The sequence below is a fragment of the Pseudomonas sp. Hz4 genome, assembly GCF_054898165.1.
On the sequence record NZ_CM142719.1, the window covers coordinates 5,482,380 to 5,500,330 of the forward strand.

Sequence of the window (17,951 nt, forward strand, 5' to 3'; positions counted from 1 at the left end):
GACAGCGTCTTCATGTAAGGCTGCAACCCGCTCATTTGATAGTGTGCATCCATCCAGTATTTGGCCGTATACTCCTACGTTTTCGACGCCCGCCGAGCGAGGCCACTTTGGACAAGATCCTGATTCGTGGGGCCCGAACCCACAACCTGAAGAACATCGACCTGACCCTGCCACGGGACAAACTGATCGTCATCACCGGCCTGTCCGGATCCGGCAAATCGTCCCTGGCATTCGACACGCTGTATGCCGAAGGCCAGCGCCGTTACGTCGAATCGCTGTCGGCCTACGCCCGGCAGTTCCTGTCGATGATGGAAAAACCTGACGTCGACACCATCGAAGGTTTGTCGCCAGCCATTTCCATCGAACAGAAGTCGACCTCGCACAACCCGCGTTCGACGGTCGGCACCATCACCGAAATCTACGATTATCTGCGCCTGCTTTACGCTCGCGTGGGCATTCCGCGCTGCCCGGATCACGATATTCCGCTGGAAGCCCAGACCGTCAGCCAGATGGTCGACCTGGTCCTGGCTCAACCGGAGGGTAGCAAGCTTATGCTGTTAGCGCCGGTGATCCGCGAGCGTAAAGGCGAGCACCTCTCGGTTTTTGAAGAATTGCGTGCCCAGGGTTTTGTGCGGGCCCGGGTCAACGGCAGGCTCTGCGAGCTGGACGAGTTGCCGAAGCTGGATAAACAAAAGAAGCATTCGATCGATGTGGTGGTCGACCGCTTCAAGGTCCGCGCCGACTTGCAACAGCGCCTGGCCGAGTCGTTCGAGACCGCCTTGAAGCTGGCGGACGGCATTGCCCTGGTCGCACCTATGGACGACGAGCCCGGCGAAGAGATTATCTTCTCCGCGCGCTTCGCCTGCCCGATTTGCGGCCACGCCATCAGCGAGCTGGAACCCAAGCTGTTCTCTTTCAACAACCCGGCCGGCGCTTGCCCGACCTGCGATGGCCTGGGCGTTAAGCAATTCTTCGACATCAAGCGATTGGTGAATGGCGAACTGACGCTGGCGGAAGGCGCGATTCGCGGCTGGGACCGGCGCAACGTCTATTACTTCCAGATGCTCGGGTCGCTGGCCTCACACTACACGTTCAGCCTCGAAGTACCGTTCAACGATCTGCCGGCCGATCAGCAGAAGTACATCCTGCACGGCAGCGGTTCGCAGAACGTCGACTTCAAGTACCTCAACGACCGTGGCGACATCGTCAAACGCTCGCACCCGTTCGAAGGCATCGTGCCGAACCTGGAACGTCGCTACCGCGAAACCGAGTCAGCCTCGGTGCGCGAAGAGCTGGCCAAGTTCCTCAGCACCCAGCATTGCCCGGATTGTCGTGGCACGCGCCTGCGTCGTGAAGCACGGCATGTGTGGGTTGGCGAGAAGACGCTGCCAGCGGTGACCAATCTTCCGATTGGCGACGCCTGCGAATACTTTGGCGTGCTGAAGCTGACTGGCCGTCGCGGCGAAATTGCCGACAAGATTCTCAAGGAAATCCGTGAGCGTCTGCAGTTCCTGGTCAACGTTGGCCTCGACTATTTGTCGCTGGATCGCAGTGCGGACACGTTGTCCGGCGGTGAAGCTCAGCGTATTCGCCTGGCCAGTCAGATTGGCGCGGGCCTGGTTGGCGTTCTGTACATCCTCGACGAACCGTCGATTGGCCTGCACCAACGGGACAACGATCGCCTGCTCGGCACGCTCAAGCACCTGCGTGACATCGGCAACACGGTGATCGTGGTCGAGCACGACGAAGATGCAATTCGTCTGGCCGACTACGTGGTGGATATCGGGCCAGGCGCAGGTATACACGGCGGACATATCGTCGCCGAAGGTACGCCGGCCGAGGTTATGGCTCATCCCGATTCGCTGACCGGCAAGTACTTGTCGGGCCGGGTGAAAATTGCAGTCCCCGCCAAACGCACACCGAGGAACAAGAAGCTGTCGCTGTCCCTCAAGGGCGCTCGCGGCAACAACTTGCGCAATGTCGACCTGGACATTCCAATCGGCTTGCTGACTTGCGTCACCGGTGTGTCTGGCTCTGGCAAATCGACGCTGATTAACAATACGCTGTTTCCTTTGAGCGCCACGGCACTCAATGGTGCAACGACGCTTGAAGCGGCTGCTCACGACAGCATTAAAGGTCTGGAGCATCTGGATAAGGTTGTCGACATCGATCAGAGTCCGATCGGACGCACGCCACGCTCAAACCCGGCGACGTATACCGGGCTGTTCACACCGATTCGCGAACTGTTCGCCGGTGTGCCGGAGTCCCGCTCGCGCGGTTATGGTCCTGGACGCTTCTCCTTCAACGTAAAGGGCGGACGTTGCGAAGCTTGTCAGGGCGATGGCCTGATCAAGGTGGAAATGCACTTCCTGCCGGATATCTATGTCCCGTGCGACGTCTGCAAGAGCAAGCGCTACAACCGCGAGACTCTGGAGATCAAGTACAAGGGCAAGAACATCCACGAAACCCTCGAGATGACGATCGAGGAGGCGCGCGTGTTTTTCGATGCGGTTCCGGCCCTGGCGCGCAAGCTTCAGACGTTGATGGATGTCGGCCTGTCGTACATCAAGCTCGGGCAGTCAGCGACCACGCTGTCGGGTGGTGAAGCCCAGCGGGTGAAGCTGTCCCGCGAACTGTCCAAACGCGATACTGGCAAGACGCTGTATATCCTCGATGAGCCAACGACCGGCCTGCACTTCGCGGATATCCAGCAATTGCTCGACGTGCTGCACCGCCTGCGCGATCACGGCAATACCGTGGTAGTGATCGAACACAACCTGGACGTTATCAAGACGGCTGACTGGTTGGTGGATCTTGGGCCGGAAGGCGGTTCCAAGGGCGGCCAGATCATTGCTGTCGGTACGCCGGAAGAAGTGGCGGAGATGAAGCAGTCTCACACAGGCTTCTACCTCAAGCCGCTACTGGCTCGCGACAAAGCCTGAATCAGGTCCACGAAAAAGCCCCTGTCACTTCATCGGTGACAGGGGCTTTTTTTGTAGACGGCGGAATCAGAACTGCGATTGCAGGTAATTCTCCAGACCGATCAACTTGATCAGACCCAGCTGCTTCTCGAGCCAGTAGGTGTGATCTTCTTCAGTGTCGTTCAGCTGAATACGCAGCATCTCGCGGCTGACATAGTCTTTGTGAAGCTCGCAGAGCTCGATGCCCTTGCAGAGTGCGGCGCGGACTTTGTATTCCAGTCGCAGGTCGGCAGCGAGCATATCAGGCACTGTGGTGCCGACATCCAGGTCGTCCGGCCGCATGCGCGGAGTGCCTTCGAGCATGAGAATCCGGCGCATCAGGGCGTCAGCGTGCTGCGCCTCTTCTTCCATTTCGTGGTTGATACGTTCGTAGAGCTCGGTGAAACCCCAGTCCTCGTACATCCGTGAATGGATGAAATATTGATCACGCGCCGCCAGCTCGCCGGTCAGCAACGTGTTGAGGTAATCGATTACGTCTGGGTGACCTTGCATCGCCCTACATCTCCCTGCTTGAAAGTCTGTAGTTTGAACCAAGCAGACTGTTTGGTCACTCCGCTTGCGCGATATAAGCGAAGATATTCTGAGAAAAGTGGTTTAAATAACGCAAAAACCGCCCAAATGAGGGCGGTTCTACTTCTCGTTTAGACTTCGTTAAGCTGTACGCCCAACGCCGTTGCGATTGCTTCTCCATACGCCGGGTCGGCCCTGAAGAAATGCTGTAATTGACGATCAATCACGTCGCCGGAAACGCCGCCCATGGCGCCGGCAATGTTGTTGACCAGCAGGGCTTTCTGCTCATCACTCATCAGACGGAACAGTGCACCGGCGTGGCTGTAATAGTCGGTATCTTCGCGATGATCGTAACGATCAGCCGCGCCGCTCAGGGCCAGCGCTGGCTCTGCATAGCGAGGCGCTTGTTTCGGCGACTCAACGTAGCTGTTCGGCTCATAGTTAGGTGTCGCACCACCGTTGCTGCCAAACGCCATCGAACCATCGCGCTGATAGCTGTTCACCAAGCTGCGAGGTGCGTTCACCGGCAATTGCTGGTGGTTGGTGCCAATACGGTAGCGGTGAGCATCGGCGTAAGCGAACACTCGACCCTGCAGCATGCGGTCAGGCGACAAACCGACACCCGGGACCATGTTGCTCGGACCGAACGCCGCTTGCTCGACTTCAGCAAAGTAATTCTGCGGGTTGCGATTAAGCTGCAACTCGCCCACTTCGATCAGCGGAAACTCTTTCTGCGACCAGGTCTTGGTCACGTCAAACGGGTTCTCGTAGTGCGCCGCGGCCTGATCCTCGGTCATGATCTGGATGCACACGCGCCATTTCGGGAAATCACCGCGCTCGATTGCGCCGAACAGATCACGCTGCGCATAATCCGGGTCGGTCCCGGCCAAGCGTGCCGCTTCTGCCGGTGCCAGGTTTTTGATCCCTTGCTTGGTCTTGTAGTGCCACTTCACCCAGTGACGCTCGCCATTGGCGCTGATCAGGCTGTAGGTATGGCTGCCGAAGCCGTGCATGTGGCGGTAGCCATCAGGAATGCCGCGATCCGAGAACAGAATGGTGACCTGGTGCAACGCCTCAGGCGAATGCGACCAGAAGTCCCACATCATTTGCGCGCTTTTCAGATTGCTTTGCGGCAGACGTTTTTGGGTGTGAATAAAGTCCGGGAATTTCAAAGGATCGCGGATGAAGAATACTGGCGTGTTGTTGCCGACGATGTCCCAATTACCTTCTTCGGTGTAGAACTTCAGGGCAAAGCCACGTGGATCGCGCTCGGTGTCAGCCGAACCGCGTTCGCCGCCGACGGTGGAAAACCGCAGGAACGTTGGCGTTTGCTTACCGACGGATTCAAACAGTTTGGCGCTGGTGTACTCGGTGATGTCACGAGTCACGGTGAACGTACCGTAAGCACCTGAGCCTTTGGCGTGTACACGACGTTCAGGGATGTTTTCACGATTGAAGTGGGCAAGCTTCTCGATCAGGTGGAAGTCGTCGAGCAGCAGTGGGCCACGAGGGCCGGCGGAGCGCGAATTCTGGTTGTCGGGGACAGGAGCGCCACTGGCGGTGGTAAGCATTCTATTTTGGCTCATGCGATCTCTTCCTCTGTCAGTCTTTAACTGCCGGCTAATCGGCTGAGAGGGAGTATTGATCATGAACGTTACAGCTACTAATTCATTAGCTTGCAGCTATCGATAGATAATTACTAATTACGTTTCTGAGATGCATCGATGCCGATGCTTTTCGAGCGCGCACAAAAAACCGGGCACTAGGCCCGGTTTTTCGTATCTGACGTCTTACTCAGCGGATACAGCTTCACCACCGGCAGGACGATCAACCAACTCGACGTACGCCATAGGCGCGTTGTCGCCAGTGCGGAAACCGCACTTGAGGATGCGCAGGTAGCCACCCTCACGGGTAGCGTAACGCTTGCCCAGGTCGTTGAAGAGCTTACCAACGATAGCTTTCGAACGAGTACGGTCGAAAACCAGACGGCGGTTAGCCAGGCTGTCTGTCTTGGCCAAAGTGATCAGCGGCTCAGCAACGCGACGCAGTTCTTTAGCTTTCGGCAGTGTAGTTTTGATCAGCTCGTGCTCGAACAGCGACACTGCCATGTTTTGAAACATGGCCTTGCGGTGCGAGCTAGTGCGGCTCAGGTGACGACCACTTTTACGATGACGCATGGTTCATTCCTTACCAAACACAACGTTCGGTGATTACGACGATCAGGCAGTCGCCTTGTCGTCCTTCTTAAGACTTGCAGGCGGCCAGTTGTCGAGGCGCATGCCGAGGGACAGACCGCGGGAGGCCAGAACGTCCTTGATTTCAGTCAAGGATTTCTTGCCAAGGTTCGGAGTCTTCAACAGCTCTACTTCGGTACGCTGAATCAGGTCACCGATGTAGTAGATGTTTTCCGCCTTAAGGCAGTTAGCCGAACGTACAGTCAGTTCCAGATCGTCAACCGGGCGAAGCAGGATCGGATCGATCTCGTCTTCCTGCTCGACAACCACTGGCTCACTGTCACCTTTGAGGTCGACGAACGCAGCCAACTGCTGTTGCAGAATGGTTGCAGCACGGCGAATAGCCTCTTCAGGATCCAGGGTACCGTTGGTTTCCAGATCAATAACCAGCTTGTCCAGGTTAGTACGCTGCTCGACACGGGCGTTTTCCACCACGTATGCGATACGGCGAACCGGGCTGAACGAAGAGTCAAGCTGCAAGCGACCGATGCTGCGGCTTTCGTCTTCATCGCTCTGACGCGAGTCTGCCGGTTCATAACCACGACCACGAGCTACGGTGAGCTTCATGTTCAGGGCGCCGTTAGACGCCAGGTTAGCGATTACGTGATCGGGGTTAACGATCTCGACATCATGATCCAGCTGAATATCGGCAGCGGTAACCACCCCCGAACCCTTCTTCGACAAGGTCAGCGTAACTTCGTCACGACCGTGCAGCTTGATAGCCAGACCTTTAAGGTTCAACAGGATTTCAATTACGTCTTCCTGTACGCCTTCGATGGCGCTGTACTCATGGAGTACACCGTCAATCTCGGCCTCGACTACTGCACAGCCGGGCATTGAGGACAACAGGATGCGGCGCAGCGCGTTGCCCAGGGTGTGGCCGAAACCACGCTCGAGAGGCTCGAGAGTGATCTTGGCGCGGGTTGGACTGACAACCTGCACATCAATATGGCGGGGTGTCAGGAACTCATTTACCGAAATCTGCATGGATGCACCTATTTTCTAGCCCTTACTTGGAGTAGAGCTCGACAATCAGGCTTTCGTTGATGTCGGCGGACAGATCACTGCGAGCTGGAACGTTCTTGAAAACGCCCGACTTCTTCTCAGTGTCTACTTCTACCCATTCTACGCGGCCACGTTGGGCACACAGATCGAGAGCTTGGACAATGCGAAGTTGGTTCTTTGCTTTCTCGCGAATCGCGACCACGTCACCAGCACGAACCTGGTACGACGGCACGTTTACGGTCTGACCGTTAACGCTTACGGATTTGTGCGATACCAGCTGACGGGATTCGGCACGAGTAGAGCCAAAACCCATACGGTATACAACGTTGTCCAGACGGCATTCGAGCAGTTGCAGCAGGTTTTCACCGGTTGCACCTTTCTTGCCAGCTGCTTCTTTGTAGTAGCCGCTGAATTGACGCTCGAGAACGCCGTAGATACGACGGACCTTCTGCTTTTCACGCAGTTGGGTGCCGTAATCGGACTGGCGACCGCGGCGTTGGCCGTGGATACCAGGTGCTGCTTCAATGTTGCACTTCGATTCGATCGCGCGCACGCCGCTCTTCAGAAAGAGATCGGTGCCTTCGCGACGAGCGAGTTTGCATTTTGGACCAATGTAACGAGCCATTCTTTACAATCTCCTGGATTACACGCGGCGCTTCTTCGGCGGACGGCACCCGTTGTGCGGGATTGGCGTCACGTCGGTGATGCTGGCGATCTTGTAGCCACAGCCGTTCAAAGCGCGGACTGCAGATTCACGACCTGGGCCTGGACCTTTGACGTTGACGTCGAGGTTTTTCAGACCGTATTCCAGCGCAGCTTGACCAGCACGTTCAGCAGCTACTTGAGCAGCAAACGGCGTGGACTTGCGGGAACCGCGGAAACCCGAACCACCGGAGGTAGCCCAGGAAAGAGCGTTGCCTTGACGGTCGGTGATGGTCACGATTGTGTTGTTAAAAGAAGCATGGATGTGGGCAATGCCATCAACCACTGTCTTTTTAACTTTTTTACGAGGACGAGCAGCAGGTTTAGCCATGATTAATTTCCTGTCGATTCGCTGGGGCGATTACTTGCGGATCGGCTTACGCGGACCTTTACGGGTACGCGCGTTAGTCTTGGTACGCTGACCGCGCACTGGAAGACCACGACGATGACGCAGACCGCGATAGCAACCGAGGTCCATCAAACGCTTGATTTTCATGTTGATTTCGCGACGCAGGTCACCTTCAGTGGTGAACTTCGCCACTTCGCCACGCAGCTGTTCAATCTGCTCGTCGCTCAGATCTTTGATCTTTGCGGCTGGGTTTACCCCAGTCACTGCACAAATCTTCTGCGCAGTAGTGCGACCAACACCATAGATGTAGGTCAGCGAGATAACAGTATGCTTGTTATCTGGAATGTTAACGCCTGCAATACGGGCCATTCAGTGGGACTCCAATTGACAGCTACCTACGCCCCGGAAGCCAAGAAATAGGGCGCGAGATAATATCGCTGTAATAACAAATAATCAACCCGGCAGCGCACTAGCTGCCGGGCTTGAAGCACAATCACACTCAGCCTTGGCGCTGTTTGTGACGCGGTTCCGCGCTGCAAATTACTCGAACAACACCTTCGCGGCGAATAATTTTGCAGTTACGGCACAGCTTTTTCACCGATGCACGAACTTTCATCACCAACTCCTCGAACCTTATGGGTACTCAGCGCAACATGCCGCTGCCGTAACCCTTCAGGTTGGCTTTCTTCATCAGGGATTCGTACTGGTGCGAAACGAGGTGCGATTGTACTTGGGACATGAAGTCCATCACAACCACGACGACGATCAGCAACGAGGTCCCGCCAAGGTAGAACGGAACGTTTGCTGCAACCACCAGGAACTGGGGCAACAGGCACACGGCCGTCATATATAGAGCACCGAACAAGGTCAAACGAGTCAGCACGCCATCAATATAGCGCGCAGACTGCTCACCTGGACGGATACCCGGAATAAAGGCACCGGACTTCTTCAGGTTTTCCGCTACGTCTTTCGGATTGAACATCAACGCCGTATAGAAGAAGCAGAAGAAAATAATCCCTGCACTAAACAGCAGAATATTCAACGGCTGACCAGGAGCGATCGACTGCGAGATGTCCTGCAGCCAGCCCATACCTTCAGACTGACCAAACCAGGTCCCCAACGAAGCCGGGAACAGCAAAATGCTGCTCGCGAAAATGGCTGGAATAACACCAGCCATGTTCACTTTCAACGGCAAGTGGCTGGTCTGCGCAGCGAAGACCTTGCGGCCCTGCTGGCGCTTGGCGTAATGAACAGCAATACGACGCTGACCACGCTCAATGAACACCACGAAACCGATAATCGCTACTGCCAACAAACCGATGGCAACCAAGGCGAAAATATTGATATCACCCTGACGCGCAGACTCGAAAGACTGCCCAATCGCCCTCGGAAGACCGGCGACGATACCTGCGAAAATCAACATCGAGATACCGTTGCCAACACCACGTTCAGTAATCTGCTCACCCAGCCACATCATGAACATCGCACCAGCCACAAAAGTGGATACCGCGACGAAATGGAAGCCAAAGTCACCAGTGAACGAAACGCCTTGCCCTGCCAGACCAATGGACATGCCAATTGCCTGAACGAGAGCGAGAACGACAGTGCCGTAGCGGGTGTACTGGGCAATCTTGCGACGCCCAGCTTCACCTTCCTTCTTCAACTGCTCCAGCTGCGGGCTCACGGCGGTCATCAGCTGCATGATGATCGATGCCGAAATGTACGGCATGATCCCCAGTGCAAAGATACTCATCCGCTCCAGCGCGCCGCCGGAAAACATGTTGAACAAGCTAAGAATGGTCCCCTCATTCTGTCGAAACAGGTCCGCGAGTCGGTCCGGGTTGATACCTGGAACCGGGATGTGTGCGCCTATTCGGTAGACGATAATCGCCAGGAACAGAAAACGCAGACGAGCCCAGAGTTCAGACATACCGCCTTTGCCGAGCGCAGAGAGAGCACCTTGCTTAGCCATTTATTCCTCGAACTTGCCGCCAGCTGCTTCGATAGCCGCACGCGCACCTTTGGTGGCGCCGATTCCCTTTCCGATGGTAACAGCGCGAGTAACTTCGCCGGACAGCATGATTTTCACACGCTGTACGTTGACGTTGATCACGTTGGCATCTTTAAGGGACTGCACGGTGACGATGTCGCCTTCCACTTTAGCCAGCTCGGACAGACGCACTTCTGCGCGGTCCATGGCCTTCAAGGAAACGAAACCGAACTTTGGCAGGCGACGATGCAGCGGCTGTTGACCGCCTTCAAAGCCTGGAGCAATGGTGCCACCGGAGCGGGAGGACTGACCTTTGTGGCCACGGCCACCGGTCTTGCCCAAACCACTACCGATACCACGGCCCGGACGATGCTTTTCGCGACGGGAACCCGGCGCTGGACTCAGATCATTGAGTTTCATCGATTAACCCTCGACACGCAGCATGTAGTAAGCCTTGTTGATCATCCCGCGATTCTCGGGAGTATCAAGTACTTCTACAGTGTGACCGATGCGACGCAGACCCAGACCCTTAACACACAGTTTGTGGTTAGGGATGCGGCCGGTCATGCTTTTGATCAGCGTAACTTTAACGGTAGCCATGATCAGAAGATCTCCTTGACGCTTTTGCCACGCTTGGCGGCAATAGATTCAGGAGACTGCATAGCTTTCAAACCTTTGAAAGTGGCGTGAACCACGTTTACCGGGTTAGTCGAGCCGTAGCACTTGGCCAGAACGTTCTGAACACCAGCAACTTCGAGGACAGCACGCATAGCGCCGCCAGCGATGATACCGGTACCTTCAGAAGCAGGCTGCATGTACACCTTCGAAGCGCCATGGGCGGACTTCATTGCGTACTGCAGAGTGGTGCCGTTCAGGTCAACTTGGATCATGTTGCGGCGAGCAGCTTCCATTGCCTTCTGGATCGCAGCAGGCACTTCACGCGACTTGCCACGGCCGAAGCCAACGCGCCCTTTACCATCACCAACCACGGTCAACGCGGTGAAAGTGAAGATACGGCCGCCTTTAACGGTTTTGGCTACGCGGTTAACTTGAACCAGCTTCTCGATGTAGCCTTCGTCGCGCTTTTGGTCGTTATTTGACATAACTTAGAACTCCAGCCCAGCTTCACGAGCAGCATCAGCCAGCGCCTTAACGCGACCGTGGTACTTGAAGCCAGAGCGGTCGAAAGCCACCTGCGAGACGCCAGCGGCTTTTGCACGCGTAGCGACCAGCTGGCCAACCTTAGTGGCCGCGTCGATGTTGCCAGTGGCGCCATCACGCAGTTCTTTATCCAAAGTCGAGGCACTTGCCAGGACTTTGTTGCCGTCGGCCGAAATGACCTGGGCGTAGATGTGCTGCGACGAGCGGAACACGCAGAGACGCACGACTTCGAGTTCGTGCATTTTCAGGCGTGCTTTGCGAGCGCGACGCAGTCGAGTAACTTTTTTGTCGGTCATTTGCTATGCCCTACTTCTTCTTGGCTTCTTTACGACGGACGACTTCGTCCGCGTAGCGCACACCTTTGCCTTTGTACGGCTCTGGTGGACGGAAGTCGCGGATCTCGGCGGCCACTTGACCTACCAGCTGCTTATCGATGCCCTTGATGAGGATATCGGTCTGGCTAGGAGTCTCAGCGGTGATGCCTTCCGGCAGTTCATAATCCACTGGGTGCGAGAAGCCAAGAGCCAGGTTCAGCACTGTGCCTTTTGCTTGCGCTTTGTAACCAACACCGACCAGCTGGAGCTTGCGCTCGAAGCCTTGGCTTACGCCTTGGACCATGTTGTTTACCAACGCACGAGTGGTACCAGCCATTGCGCGAGTTTGTTGATCGCCATTGCGAGCAGCGAAACGCAGCTCACCAGCTTCTTCAACAATCTCAACGGACGAATGGATGTTCAGTTCGAGAGTGCCCTTGGCACCCTTCACCGAAAGCTGTTGGCCTGCGAATTTTACTTCGACACCGGCTGGCAGCTTAACGGGGTTCTTAGCGACGCGTGACATGCTTATCCCCCCTTAGAACACAGTGCAAAGAACTTCGCCGCCGACACCGGCAGCGCGCGCAGCACGATCCGTCATCACACCTTTGTTGGTGGAGACGATAGACACACCGAGACCGCCACGAACTTTTGGCAGATCATCGACGGACTTGTACTGACGCAGGCCTGGACGGCTAACGCGCTTCACTTCCTCGATGACCGGACGGCCTTCGAAGTACTTCAGCTCGATGGACAGCAGTGGTTTGATTTCGCTGCTGATCTGATAACCCGCAATGTAACCTTCGTCCTTCAGGACTTTGGCAACAGCTACCTTCAACGTAGAAGATGGCATGCTTACGACGGACTTTTCAGCCATCTGGGCATTACGGATTCGAGTTAGCATGTCCGCTAACGGGTCCTGCATACTCATGGGCTAGACGCTCCTAATACAAAAAAATTAGCCTTGCGGCTACTACTTGTCGCCGAGTGCATCCGTGCGAAAAAAGCACGGGCTCAGGCGAGCCGGGTATTCTAGACACACCCCACAAATGAATCAAGCCCCAATAGGGGCTTGATTCAAGTTCAAGGTCACCGGCGGTCAGGATCTTGCGATTCGGACCACCGAGACTTTGATAGTGCTTACCAGCTGGCTTTAACCAGACCAGGTACGTCACCACGCATTGCAGCTTCACGCAGTTTGTTACGGCCGAGGCCGAACTTGCGGTAAACGCCGTGTGGACGACCGGTCAGGCGGCAGCGGTTACGCATGCGCGAAGCGCTTGCATCACGTGGCTGCTTCTGCAGAGCTACTGTAGCTTCCCACCGCGCTTCTGGACTTGCGTTCAGATCAACGATGATAGCTTTCAGTGCTGCACGCTTTTTGGCGTACTTGGCAACCGTGAGCTGACGCTTCAGCTCGCGGTTTTTCATGCTCATCTTGGCCATTTTCCTACTCCAATCAGTTGCGGAACGGGAATTTGAAAGCACGCAGCAGCGCGCGACCTTCATCATCGTTCTTGGCAGTGGTGGTCAGGGTAATGTCCAGACCGCGGAGAGCATCGATCTTGTCGTAGTCGATTTCCGGGAAGATGATCTGCTCTTTAACGCCCATGCTGTAGTTACCACGACCATCGAAGGACTTGGCATTCAGGCCGCGGAAGTCGCGGACCCGAGGCAGGGAGATCGACAGCAGACGATCCAGGAATTCGTACATACGCTCACGGCGCAGAGTCACTTTGACGCCGATCGGCCAACCTTCACGGACTTTAAAGCCAGCGATGGATTTCCGAGCGTAGGTCACAACGACTTTCTGGCCGGTGATCTTTTCCAGGTCAGCAACAGCGTGTTCGATGACTTTTTTGTCGCCGACCGCTTCGCCCAGACCCATGTTCAGGGTGATTTTGGTAACGCGTGGAACTTCCATCACATTCGAAAGCTTAAGTTCTTCCTTAAGTTTCGGTGCGATTTCCTTCCAGTAAATCTCTTTTAGTCGTGCCATGGTCTTCTACCTAGCAGTGTTCAAGCATCAACCGCTTTTTGGGTCGACTTGAAGACACGAATTTTCTTGCCGTCTTCTACTTTGAAACCAACGCGATCAGCCTTGTTGGTTTCGCCGTTGAAAATGGCAACGTTGGAAGCGTGCAGTGGCGCTTCTTTCTCGACGATACCGCCTTGTACGCCCGACGCAGGGTTTGGCTTGGTATGACGCTTAACCAGGTTCAGACCACCAACGACCAGACGGTCATCAGCGAGAACCTTAAGCACCTTACCGCGCTTACCTTTGTCTTTGCCGGCGATCACGATGATCTCGTCGTCACGACGAATCTTTTGCATGTCGGATCTCCTTACAGCACTTCTGGGGCGAGCGAGACGATCTTCATGAACTTCTCAGTACGAAGTTCACGGGTCACTGGCCCAAAGATACGGGTGCCGATCGGCTCTTGCTTGTTGTTCAGAAGAACAGCAGCGTTGCCATCAAAGCGGATAATGGAGCCATCAGCACGGCGAACGCCGTGGCGAGTGCGGACTACAACAGCAGTCATCACTTGGCCTTTTTTCACTTTACCGCGAGGAATTGCTTCCTTCACGGTAACTTTGATGATGTCACCGATACCAGCGTAACGACGATGGGAGCCACCCAGCACCTTGATGCACATAACACGGCGAGCGCCGCTGTTATCGGCCACATCGAGCATGGATTGAGTCTGAATCATATAATTTCTCCGACCCCTAGTCCTTAGACTTCCACAGCGCGTTCGAGAACATCAACCAGCGCCCAAGACTTGGTCTTGGCCAAAGGACGAATTTCACGAATAGTGACTTTGTCGCCGATGTGGCACTGATTGGTTTCGTCGTGCGCGTGCAGCTTAGTCGAACGCTTAACGTATTTACCGTAGATCGGGTGCTTTACGCGACGCTCGATCAGAACGGTGATGGTTTTGTCCATCTTGTCGCTGACAACACGGCCAGTCAGCGTACGGACAGTTTTTTCGGCTTCAGCCATGATTACTTACCTGCCTGCTGGTTAAGCACAGTCTTCACGCGAGCGATGTCACGTTTAACTTGCGAGAGCAGATGAGACTGCCCCAACTGGCCAGTTGCTTTCTGCATACGCAGATTGAACTGGTCGCGCAGCAGGCCGAGCAGTTGCTCGTTCAGCTGCTGTGCGGATTTTTCACGAAGTTCATTCGCTTTCATCACATCACCGTCCGTTTAACAAAGGCGGTGGCGAGCGGCAGCTTTGCAGCAGCCAGGGCAAAAGCCTCACGCGCCAGCTCTTCAGTAACACCCTCGATTTCATACAGGACTTTGCCTGGCTGAATCTGGGCAACCCAGTATTCGACGTTACCCTTACCTTTACCCATCCGAACTTCGAGTGGCTTTTTGGTTACAGGCTTGTCCGGGAATACACGGATCCAGATCTTGCCGCCACGTTTAACGTGACGGGTCAGTGCACGACGCGCTGACTCGATCTGACGAGCGGTGAGACGACCACGAGCTACAGACTTCAGCGCATATTCGCCGAAGCTGACTTTGCTACCGCGCTGAGCCAAGCCACGGTTGTGGCCAGTCATCTGCTTGCGGAACTTCGTACGCTTTGGTTGCAACATTTGGCGTACCCCTTACTTAGCAGCTTTTTTACGAGGCGCTGGTGCTTGTGGTTTCAGTTCTTCTTGGCGACCACCAATTACTTCGCCTTTGAAGATCCAAACCTTTACACCGATCACACCATAAGTGGTGTGAGCTTCGTAGTTGGCATAGTCGATGTCGGCACGCAGGGTGTGCAGTGGCACACGCCCTTCGCGATACCATTCAGTACGTGCGATTTCAGCACCGCCGAGACGACCGCTCACTTGGATTTTGATGCCTTTGGCACCAATGCGCATGGCGTTCTGAACAGCGCGCTTCATAGCGCGACGGAACATTACGCGACGCTCCAGCTGCTGAGCTACGCTCTGCGCAACCAGCATACCGTCGAGTTCCGGCTTACGGATCTCTTCGATATTGATGTGCACAGGCACACCCATTTGCTTGGTCAGGTCCTGACGCAGTTTCTCAACATCTTCACCTTTCTTCCCGATAACGATACCTGGACGAGCGGTGTGGATGGTGATACGTGCAGTCTGAGCCGGACGATGGATATCGATACGGCTTACGGACGCGCTTTTTAGTTTGTCTTGGAGATACTCGCGCACCTTCAGATCAGCGAACAAATAGTCCGCATAAGTCCGACCGTCTGCGTACCAGACGGAGGTGTGCTCCTTGACGATTCCCAGGCGAATGCCAATGGGATGTACTTTCTGACCCATCTCTTCGACTCCGTTACTTGTCAGCAACCTTGACAGTGATATGGCAAGACCGCTTGACGATGCGATCAGCACGGCCTTTGGCACGTGGCATGATTCGCTTCAGCGAACGCCCTTCGTTGACGAAAACGGTGCTGACTTTAAGGTCATCAACGTCTGCGCCTTCGTTATGCTCGGCGTTGGCTACGGCCGACTCCAGCACTTTCTTGATGATCTCGGCGGCTTTCTTACTGCTGAAAGCCAACAGGTTGAGCGCTTCGCCCACCTTCTTCCCGCGGATCTGGTCGGCGACCAAGCGGGCTTTCTGGGCGGAGATTCGAGCGCCCGACAACTTAGCGGCTACTTCCATCGTTCCTTACCCCTTAACGCTTGGCTTTCTTGTCTGCCACGTGCCCACGATATGTGCGGGTACCGGCAAACTCGCCTAGTTTGTGGCCGACCATGTCTTCGTTCACGAGAACTGGAACATGTTGACGACCGTTATGCACTGCAATGGTCAAACCGACCATTTGTGGCAGGATCATGGAACGGCGCGACCAGGTTTTAACTGGTTTGCGATCGTTCTTTTCCGCCGCCACTTCGATCTTCTTCAGTAGGTGAAGATCAATAAAAGGACCTTTTTTCAGAGAACGTGGCACTGTCGTATCCCTCTATTTACTTGCGACGACGGACGATCATTTTGTCGGTACGCTTATTACCACGAGTCTTCGCGCCCTTAGTCGGGAAGCCCCATGGCGATACCGGATGACGACCACCAGAGGTACGACCTTCACCACCACCATGTGGGTGGTCAACCGGGTTCATGGCAACACCACGAACGGTTGGGCGAACGCCACGCCAGCGTTTGGCACCAGCTTTACCCAGCGAACGCAGGCTGTGCTCGGAGTTCGAGACTTCACCCAGGGTCGCGCGGCATTCAGCCAGCACTTTACGCATCTCACCAGAACGCAGACGCAGGGTCACGTAGACACCTTCACGAGCGATCAGCTGAGCCGAAGCACCAGCGGAACGAGCGATTTGCGCGCCTTTACCTGGCTTCAATTCGATGCCGTGTACGGTGCTACCAACTGGAATGTTACGCAGTTGCAGAGCGTTGCCCGGCTTGATCGGTGCCAGAGCACCTGCGATCAGCTGGTCGCCAGCACTCACGCCTTTAGGGGCGATGATGTAGCGACGCTCGCCATCTGCGTACAGCAGCAGAGCGATGTGAGCAGTACGGTTTGGATCGTATTCAATACGCTCGACAGTGGCAGAGATGCCATCTTTGTCATTGCGACGGAAATCGACCAGACGATAATGCTGCTTATGGCCACCACCGATGTGACGAGTGGTAATACGACCATTGTTGTTACGACCACCAGTCTTCGATTTTTTCTCGAGCAGCGGTGCGTGAGGAGCGCCTTTATGCAGCTCCTGGTTGACCACCTTGACCACAAAACGGCGGCCAGGGGAAGTCGGTTTGCATTTAACGATTGCCATGATGCACCCCTTCCTTACTCAGCACTGCTGCTGAAATCGAGATCTTGGCCTGGCTGAAGGGAGATAACTGCCTTCTTCCAGTCATTACGCTTGCCCAGACCGCGAGCAGTGCGCTTGCTCTTACCCAGAACATTCAGGGTAGTAACACGCTCTACTTTCACGCTGAACAGGCTTTCGACGGCCTTCTTGATTTCCAGCTTGGTTGCGTCAGTTGCAACCTTGAAAACGAACTGGCCTTTTTTGTCAGCCAGAACCGTAGCCTTCTCGGAAACGTGCGGGCCAAGCAGAACTTTAAATACGCGTTCCTGGTTCATCCCAGCAGCTCCTCGAATTTCTTCACGGCCGACACGGTGATCAACACCTTGTCGTATGCGATCAGACTAACTGGATCGGAACCTTGCACGTCACGTACATCAACGTGTGGCAGGTTGCGAGCAGCCAGGTACAGGTTCTGATCAACCACTTCAGACACGATCAAGACGTCAGTCAGGCCCATGCCGGTCAGTTTGTTCAGCAGATCTTTGGTCTTCGGTGCATCAACAGCGAAGTCCTGAACCACAACCAGACGATCAGTACGCACCAGCTCAGCAAGGATGGAACGCATTGCTGCGCGATACATCTTCTTGTTCAGCTTCTGGGTGTGATCCTGAGGACGAGCTGCGAAAGTGGTACCGCCGCCACGCCAGATTGGGCTACGGATAGTACCGGCACGAGCACGGCCAGTACCTTTCTGACGCCATGGGCGCTTACCGCCACCACGAACGTCGGAACGGGTCTTTTGCTGCTTGCTACCTTGACGGCCGCCGGCCATGTAGGCCACGACTGCTTGGTGAACCAGCGTCTCGTTGAATTCGCCGCCAAATGTCAGTTCGGAAACTTCGATCGCTTGAGCGTCATTTACATTTAATTGCATGTCAGC

The 17,951-nt window shown here is 55.2% G+C and carries 29 protein-coding genes; 1 reads left to right on the top strand and 28 read right to left on the bottom strand.

Annotated elements, in window-relative coordinates; translation table 11 throughout:
* Nucleotides 1-107 precede the first annotated feature (107 nt).
* Nucleotides 108-2,942 (top strand): excinuclease ABC subunit UvrA, encoded by a 2,835-nt coding sequence (gene uvrA / locus ACYZTR_RS25275; protein ID WP_461974800.1) that lies wholly within the window; start codon nt 108-110, stop codon nt 2,940-2,942.
* A 66-nt stretch (nt 2,943-3,008) separates the two neighbouring features.
* Here the strand turns inward: uvrA and bfr are convergent, their stop codons facing one another.
* From bfr to rplD, 28 genes are all read right to left on the bottom strand, one after another.
* Entirely contained in the window at nt 3,009-3,473 is a 465-nt protein-coding gene (gene bfr, locus ACYZTR_RS25280; RefSeq protein WP_123365585.1) for a bacterioferritin, read from the bottom strand.
* A 149-nt stretch (nt 3,474-3,622) separates the two neighbouring features.
* Entirely contained in the window at nt 3,623-5,077 is a 1,455-nt protein-coding gene (locus tag ACYZTR_RS25285) for a catalase (protein WP_461974802.1), read from the bottom strand.
* Between the two features lie 204 nt (nt 5,078-5,281).
* Nucleotides 5,282-5,668: a 50S ribosomal protein L17 gene (gene rplQ, locus ACYZTR_RS25290; protein ID WP_131062043.1), complete on the bottom strand. Its 387-nt coding sequence runs from the start codon at nt 5,666-5,668 to the stop codon at nt 5,282-5,284.
* 42 nt (nt 5,669-5,710) lie between these two features.
* Nucleotides 5,711-6,712: a DNA-directed RNA polymerase subunit alpha gene (locus ACYZTR_RS25295; RefSeq protein ID WP_003186012.1), complete on the bottom strand. Its 1,002-nt coding sequence runs from the start codon at nt 6,710-6,712 to the stop codon at nt 5,711-5,713.
* Nucleotides 6,713-6,734: 22 nt separating this feature from the next.
* Nucleotides 6,735-7,355, bottom strand: coding sequence for a 30S ribosomal protein S4 (gene rpsD, locus ACYZTR_RS25300; RefSeq protein WP_003210056.1), 621 nt, complete (start codon nt 7,353-7,355; stop codon nt 6,735-6,737).
* A gap of 18 nt (nt 7,356-7,373) precedes the next feature.
* A complete protein-coding gene (rpsK, locus tag ACYZTR_RS25305; RefSeq protein ID WP_002555466.1) occupies nt 7,374-7,763 on the bottom strand; it encodes a 30S ribosomal protein S11 in 390 nt (129 codons plus the stop codon).
* Nucleotides 7,764-7,793: 30 nt separating this feature from the next.
* Nucleotides 7,794-8,150, bottom strand: coding sequence for a 30S ribosomal protein S13 (gene rpsM, locus ACYZTR_RS25310; protein WP_003186020.1), 357 nt, complete (start codon nt 8,148-8,150; stop codon nt 7,794-7,796).
* A gap of 130 nt (nt 8,151-8,280) precedes the next feature.
* Entirely contained in the window at nt 8,281-8,397 is a 117-nt protein-coding gene (gene rpmJ, locus ACYZTR_RS25315; RefSeq protein ID WP_002555468.1) for a 50S ribosomal protein L36, read from the bottom strand.
* Nucleotides 8,398-8,424: 27 nt separating this feature from the next.
* Nucleotides 8,425-9,753: a preprotein translocase subunit SecY gene (gene secY / locus ACYZTR_RS25320; RefSeq protein WP_008073883.1), complete on the bottom strand. Its 1,329-nt coding sequence runs from the start codon at nt 9,751-9,753 to the stop codon at nt 8,425-8,427.
* Nucleotides 9,754-10,191 (bottom strand): 50S ribosomal protein L15, encoded by a 438-nt coding sequence (gene rplO, locus ACYZTR_RS25325; protein WP_007896782.1) that lies wholly within the window; start codon nt 10,189-10,191, stop codon nt 9,754-9,756.
* Between the two features lie 3 nt (nt 10,192-10,194).
* Nucleotides 10,195-10,371, bottom strand: coding sequence for a 50S ribosomal protein L30 (rpmD, locus tag ACYZTR_RS25330; RefSeq protein WP_003186033.1), 177 nt, complete (start codon nt 10,369-10,371; stop codon nt 10,195-10,197).
* A gap of 2 nt (nt 10,372-10,373) precedes the next feature.
* On the bottom strand, nt 10,374-10,874 hold the full coding sequence (gene rpsE / locus ACYZTR_RS25335) for a 30S ribosomal protein S5 (protein WP_003186035.1): 501 nt from the start codon (nt 10,872-10,874) through the stop codon (nt 10,374-10,376).
* Between the two features lie 3 nt (nt 10,875-10,877).
* On the bottom strand, nt 10,878-11,228 hold the full coding sequence (rplR, locus tag ACYZTR_RS25340) for a 50S ribosomal protein L18 (RefSeq protein ID WP_003186037.1): 351 nt from the start codon (nt 11,226-11,228) through the stop codon (nt 10,878-10,880).
* 10 nt (nt 11,229-11,238) lie between these two features.
* Nucleotides 11,239-11,772, bottom strand: a complete 534-nt coding sequence (gene rplF / locus ACYZTR_RS25345; RefSeq protein ID WP_003176412.1) for a 50S ribosomal protein L6 — start codon at nt 11,770-11,772, stop codon at nt 11,239-11,241.
* 12 nt (nt 11,773-11,784) lie between these two features.
* Nucleotides 11,785-12,177 (bottom strand): 30S ribosomal protein S8, encoded by a 393-nt coding sequence (gene rpsH / locus ACYZTR_RS25350; protein WP_003186040.1) that lies wholly within the window; start codon nt 12,175-12,177, stop codon nt 11,785-11,787.
* Between the two features lie 209 nt (nt 12,178-12,386).
* Complete coding sequence (gene rpsN, locus ACYZTR_RS25355; RefSeq protein WP_003176414.1) at nt 12,387-12,692, bottom strand: 30S ribosomal protein S14; 306 nt, start codon at nt 12,690-12,692, stop codon at nt 12,387-12,389.
* A 13-nt stretch (nt 12,693-12,705) separates the two neighbouring features.
* The gene (gene rplE / locus ACYZTR_RS25360; RefSeq protein ID WP_003176415.1) at nt 12,706-13,245 is read right to left on the bottom strand and encodes a 50S ribosomal protein L5; all 540 of its coding nucleotides are present in this window, start codon (nt 13,243-13,245) and stop codon (nt 12,706-12,708) included.
* 20 nt (nt 13,246-13,265) lie between these two features.
* Nucleotides 13,266-13,580, bottom strand: coding sequence for a 50S ribosomal protein L24 (rplX, locus tag ACYZTR_RS25365; protein WP_033059465.1), 315 nt, complete (start codon nt 13,578-13,580; stop codon nt 13,266-13,268).
* Between the two features lie 11 nt (nt 13,581-13,591).
* Nucleotides 13,592-13,960 carry a 50S ribosomal protein L14 gene (gene rplN, locus ACYZTR_RS25370; RefSeq protein ID WP_002555479.1) on the bottom strand — a complete coding sequence of 123 codons (369 nt, stop codon included), beginning with the start codon at nt 13,958-13,960 and terminating at the stop codon, nt 13,592-13,594.
* A gap of 23 nt (nt 13,961-13,983) precedes the next feature.
* The gene (gene rpsQ, locus ACYZTR_RS25375) at nt 13,984-14,250 is read right to left on the bottom strand and encodes a 30S ribosomal protein S17 (RefSeq protein ID WP_283181873.1); all 267 of its coding nucleotides are present in this window, start codon (nt 14,248-14,250) and stop codon (nt 13,984-13,986) included.
* A 2-nt stretch (nt 14,251-14,252) separates the two neighbouring features.
* A complete protein-coding gene (gene rpmC, locus ACYZTR_RS25380; RefSeq protein ID WP_002555481.1) occupies nt 14,253-14,444 on the bottom strand; it encodes a 50S ribosomal protein L29 in 192 nt (63 codons plus the stop codon).
* Complete coding sequence (gene rplP / locus ACYZTR_RS25385) at nt 14,444-14,857, bottom strand: 50S ribosomal protein L16 (protein WP_461966594.1); 414 nt, start codon at nt 14,855-14,857, stop codon at nt 14,444-14,446. Before rplP ends, rpmC begins: the two co-directional genes overlap by 1 nt.
* A gap of 12 nt (nt 14,858-14,869) precedes the next feature.
* Entirely contained in the window at nt 14,870-15,556 is a 687-nt protein-coding gene (rpsC, locus tag ACYZTR_RS25390) for a 30S ribosomal protein S3 (RefSeq protein ID WP_003176422.1), read from the bottom strand.
* Nucleotides 15,557-15,569: 13 nt separating this feature from the next.
* The gene (gene rplV / locus ACYZTR_RS25395) at nt 15,570-15,902 is read right to left on the bottom strand and encodes a 50S ribosomal protein L22 (protein WP_003210077.1); all 333 of its coding nucleotides are present in this window, start codon (nt 15,900-15,902) and stop codon (nt 15,570-15,572) included.
* A gap of 13 nt (nt 15,903-15,915) precedes the next feature.
* On the bottom strand, nt 15,916-16,191 hold the full coding sequence (gene rpsS / locus ACYZTR_RS25400) for a 30S ribosomal protein S19 (protein WP_002555486.1): 276 nt from the start codon (nt 16,189-16,191) through the stop codon (nt 15,916-15,918).
* A 16-nt stretch (nt 16,192-16,207) separates the two neighbouring features.
* Nucleotides 16,208-17,032, bottom strand: coding sequence for a 50S ribosomal protein L2 (rplB, locus tag ACYZTR_RS25405; protein WP_003176423.1), 825 nt, complete (start codon nt 17,030-17,032; stop codon nt 16,208-16,210).
* Nucleotides 17,033-17,046: 14 nt separating this feature from the next.
* On the bottom strand, nt 17,047-17,346 hold the full coding sequence (gene rplW / locus ACYZTR_RS25410; RefSeq protein WP_002555488.1) for a 50S ribosomal protein L23: 300 nt from the start codon (nt 17,344-17,346) through the stop codon (nt 17,047-17,049).
* Nucleotides 17,343-17,945, bottom strand: coding sequence for a 50S ribosomal protein L4 (gene rplD, locus ACYZTR_RS25415; RefSeq protein WP_007896707.1), 603 nt, complete (start codon nt 17,943-17,945; stop codon nt 17,343-17,345). The genes rplW and rplD overlap by 4 nt, the downstream gene beginning before the upstream one ends.
* Between the last annotated feature and the right edge of the window lie 6 nt (nt 17,946-17,951).

Bases quoted from the DNA above. Each gene is read 5' to 3' on its own strand.
- bfr (WP_123365585.1), bottom strand. From the start codon at position 3,473: ATGCAAGGTCACCCAGACGTAATCGATTACCTCAACACGTTGCTGACC.
- ACYZTR_RS25285 (WP_461974802.1), bottom strand. From the start codon at position 5,077: ATGAGCCAAAATAGAATGCTTACCACCGCCAGTGGCGCTCCTGTCCCC.
- rplQ (WP_131062043.1), bottom strand. From the start codon at position 5,668: ATGCGTCATCGTAAAAGTGGTCGTCACCTGAGCCGCACTAGCTCGCAC.
- ACYZTR_RS25295 (WP_003186012.1), bottom strand. From the start codon at position 6,712: ATGCAGATTTCGGTAAATGAGTTCCTGACACCCCGCCATATTGATGTG.
- rpsD (WP_003210056.1), bottom strand. From the start codon at position 7,355: ATGGCTCGTTACATTGGTCCAAAATGCAAACTCGCTCGTCGCGAAGGC.
- rpsK (WP_002555466.1), bottom strand. From the start codon at position 7,763: ATGGCTAAACCTGCTGCTCGTCCTCGTAAAAAAGTTAAAAAGACAGTG.
- rpsM (WP_003186020.1), bottom strand. From the start codon at position 8,150: ATGGCCCGTATTGCAGGCGTTAACATTCCAGATAACAAGCATACTGTT.
- rpmJ (WP_002555468.1), bottom strand. From the start codon at position 8,397: ATGAAAGTTCGTGCATCGGTGAAAAAGCTGTGCCGTAACTGCAAAATT.
- secY (WP_008073883.1), bottom strand. From the start codon at position 9,753: ATGGCTAAGCAAGGTGCTCTCTCTGCGCTCGGCAAAGGCGGTATGTCT.
- rplO (WP_007896782.1), bottom strand. From the start codon at position 10,191: ATGAAACTCAATGATCTGAGTCCAGCGCCGGGTTCCCGTCGCGAAAAG.
- rpmD (WP_003186033.1), bottom strand. From the start codon at position 10,371: ATGGCTACCGTTAAAGTTACGCTGATCAAAAGCATGACCGGCCGCATC.
- rpsE (WP_003186035.1), bottom strand. From the start codon at position 10,874: ATGTCAAATAACGACCAAAAGCGCGACGAAGGCTACATCGAGAAGCTG.
- rplR (WP_003186037.1), bottom strand. From the start codon at position 11,228: ATGACCGACAAAAAAGTTACTCGACTGCGTCGCGCTCGCAAAGCACGC.
- rplF (WP_003176412.1), bottom strand. From the start codon at position 11,772: ATGTCACGCGTCGCTAAGAACCCCGTTAAGCTGCCAGCCGGTGTCGAA.
- rpsH (WP_003186040.1), bottom strand. From the start codon at position 12,177: ATGAGTATGCAGGACCCGTTAGCGGACATGCTAACTCGAATCCGTAAT.
- rpsN (WP_003176414.1), bottom strand. From the start codon at position 12,692: ATGGCCAAGATGAGCATGAAAAACCGCGAGCTGAAGCGTCAGCTCACG.
- rplE (WP_003176415.1), bottom strand. From the start codon at position 13,245: ATGGCACGACTAAAAGAGATTTACTGGAAGGAAATCGCACCGAAACTT.
- rplX (WP_033059465.1), bottom strand. From the start codon at position 13,580: ATGCAAAAGATTCGTCGTGACGACGAGATCATCGTGATCGCCGGCAAA.
- rplN (WP_002555479.1), bottom strand. From the start codon at position 13,960: ATGATTCAGACTCAATCCATGCTCGATGTGGCCGATAACAGCGGCGCT.
- rpsQ (WP_283181873.1), bottom strand. From the start codon at position 14,250: ATGGCTGAAGCCGAAAAAACTGTCCGTACGCTGACTGGCCGTGTTGTC.
- rpmC (WP_002555481.1), bottom strand. From the start codon at position 14,444: ATGAAAGCGAATGAACTTCGTGAAAAATCCGCACAGCAGCTGAACGAG.
- rplP (WP_461966594.1), bottom strand. From the start codon at position 14,857: ATGTTGCAACCAAAGCGTACGAAGTTCCGCAAGCAGATGACTGGCCAC.
- rpsC (WP_003176422.1), bottom strand. From the start codon at position 15,556: ATGGGTCAGAAAGTACATCCCATTGGCATTCGCCTGGGAATCGTCAAG.
- rplV (WP_003210077.1), bottom strand. From the start codon at position 15,902: ATGGAAGTAGCCGCTAAGTTGTCGGGCGCTCGAATCTCCGCCCAGAAA.
- rplB (WP_003176423.1), bottom strand. From the start codon at position 17,032: ATGGCAATCGTTAAATGCAAACCGACTTCCCCTGGCCGCCGTTTTGTG.
- rplW (WP_002555488.1), bottom strand. From the start codon at position 17,346: ATGAACCAGGAACGCGTATTTAAAGTTCTGCTTGGCCCGCACGTTTCC.
- rplD (WP_007896707.1), bottom strand. From the start codon at position 17,945: ATGCAATTAAATGTAAATGACGCTCAAGCGATCGAAGTTTCCGAACTG.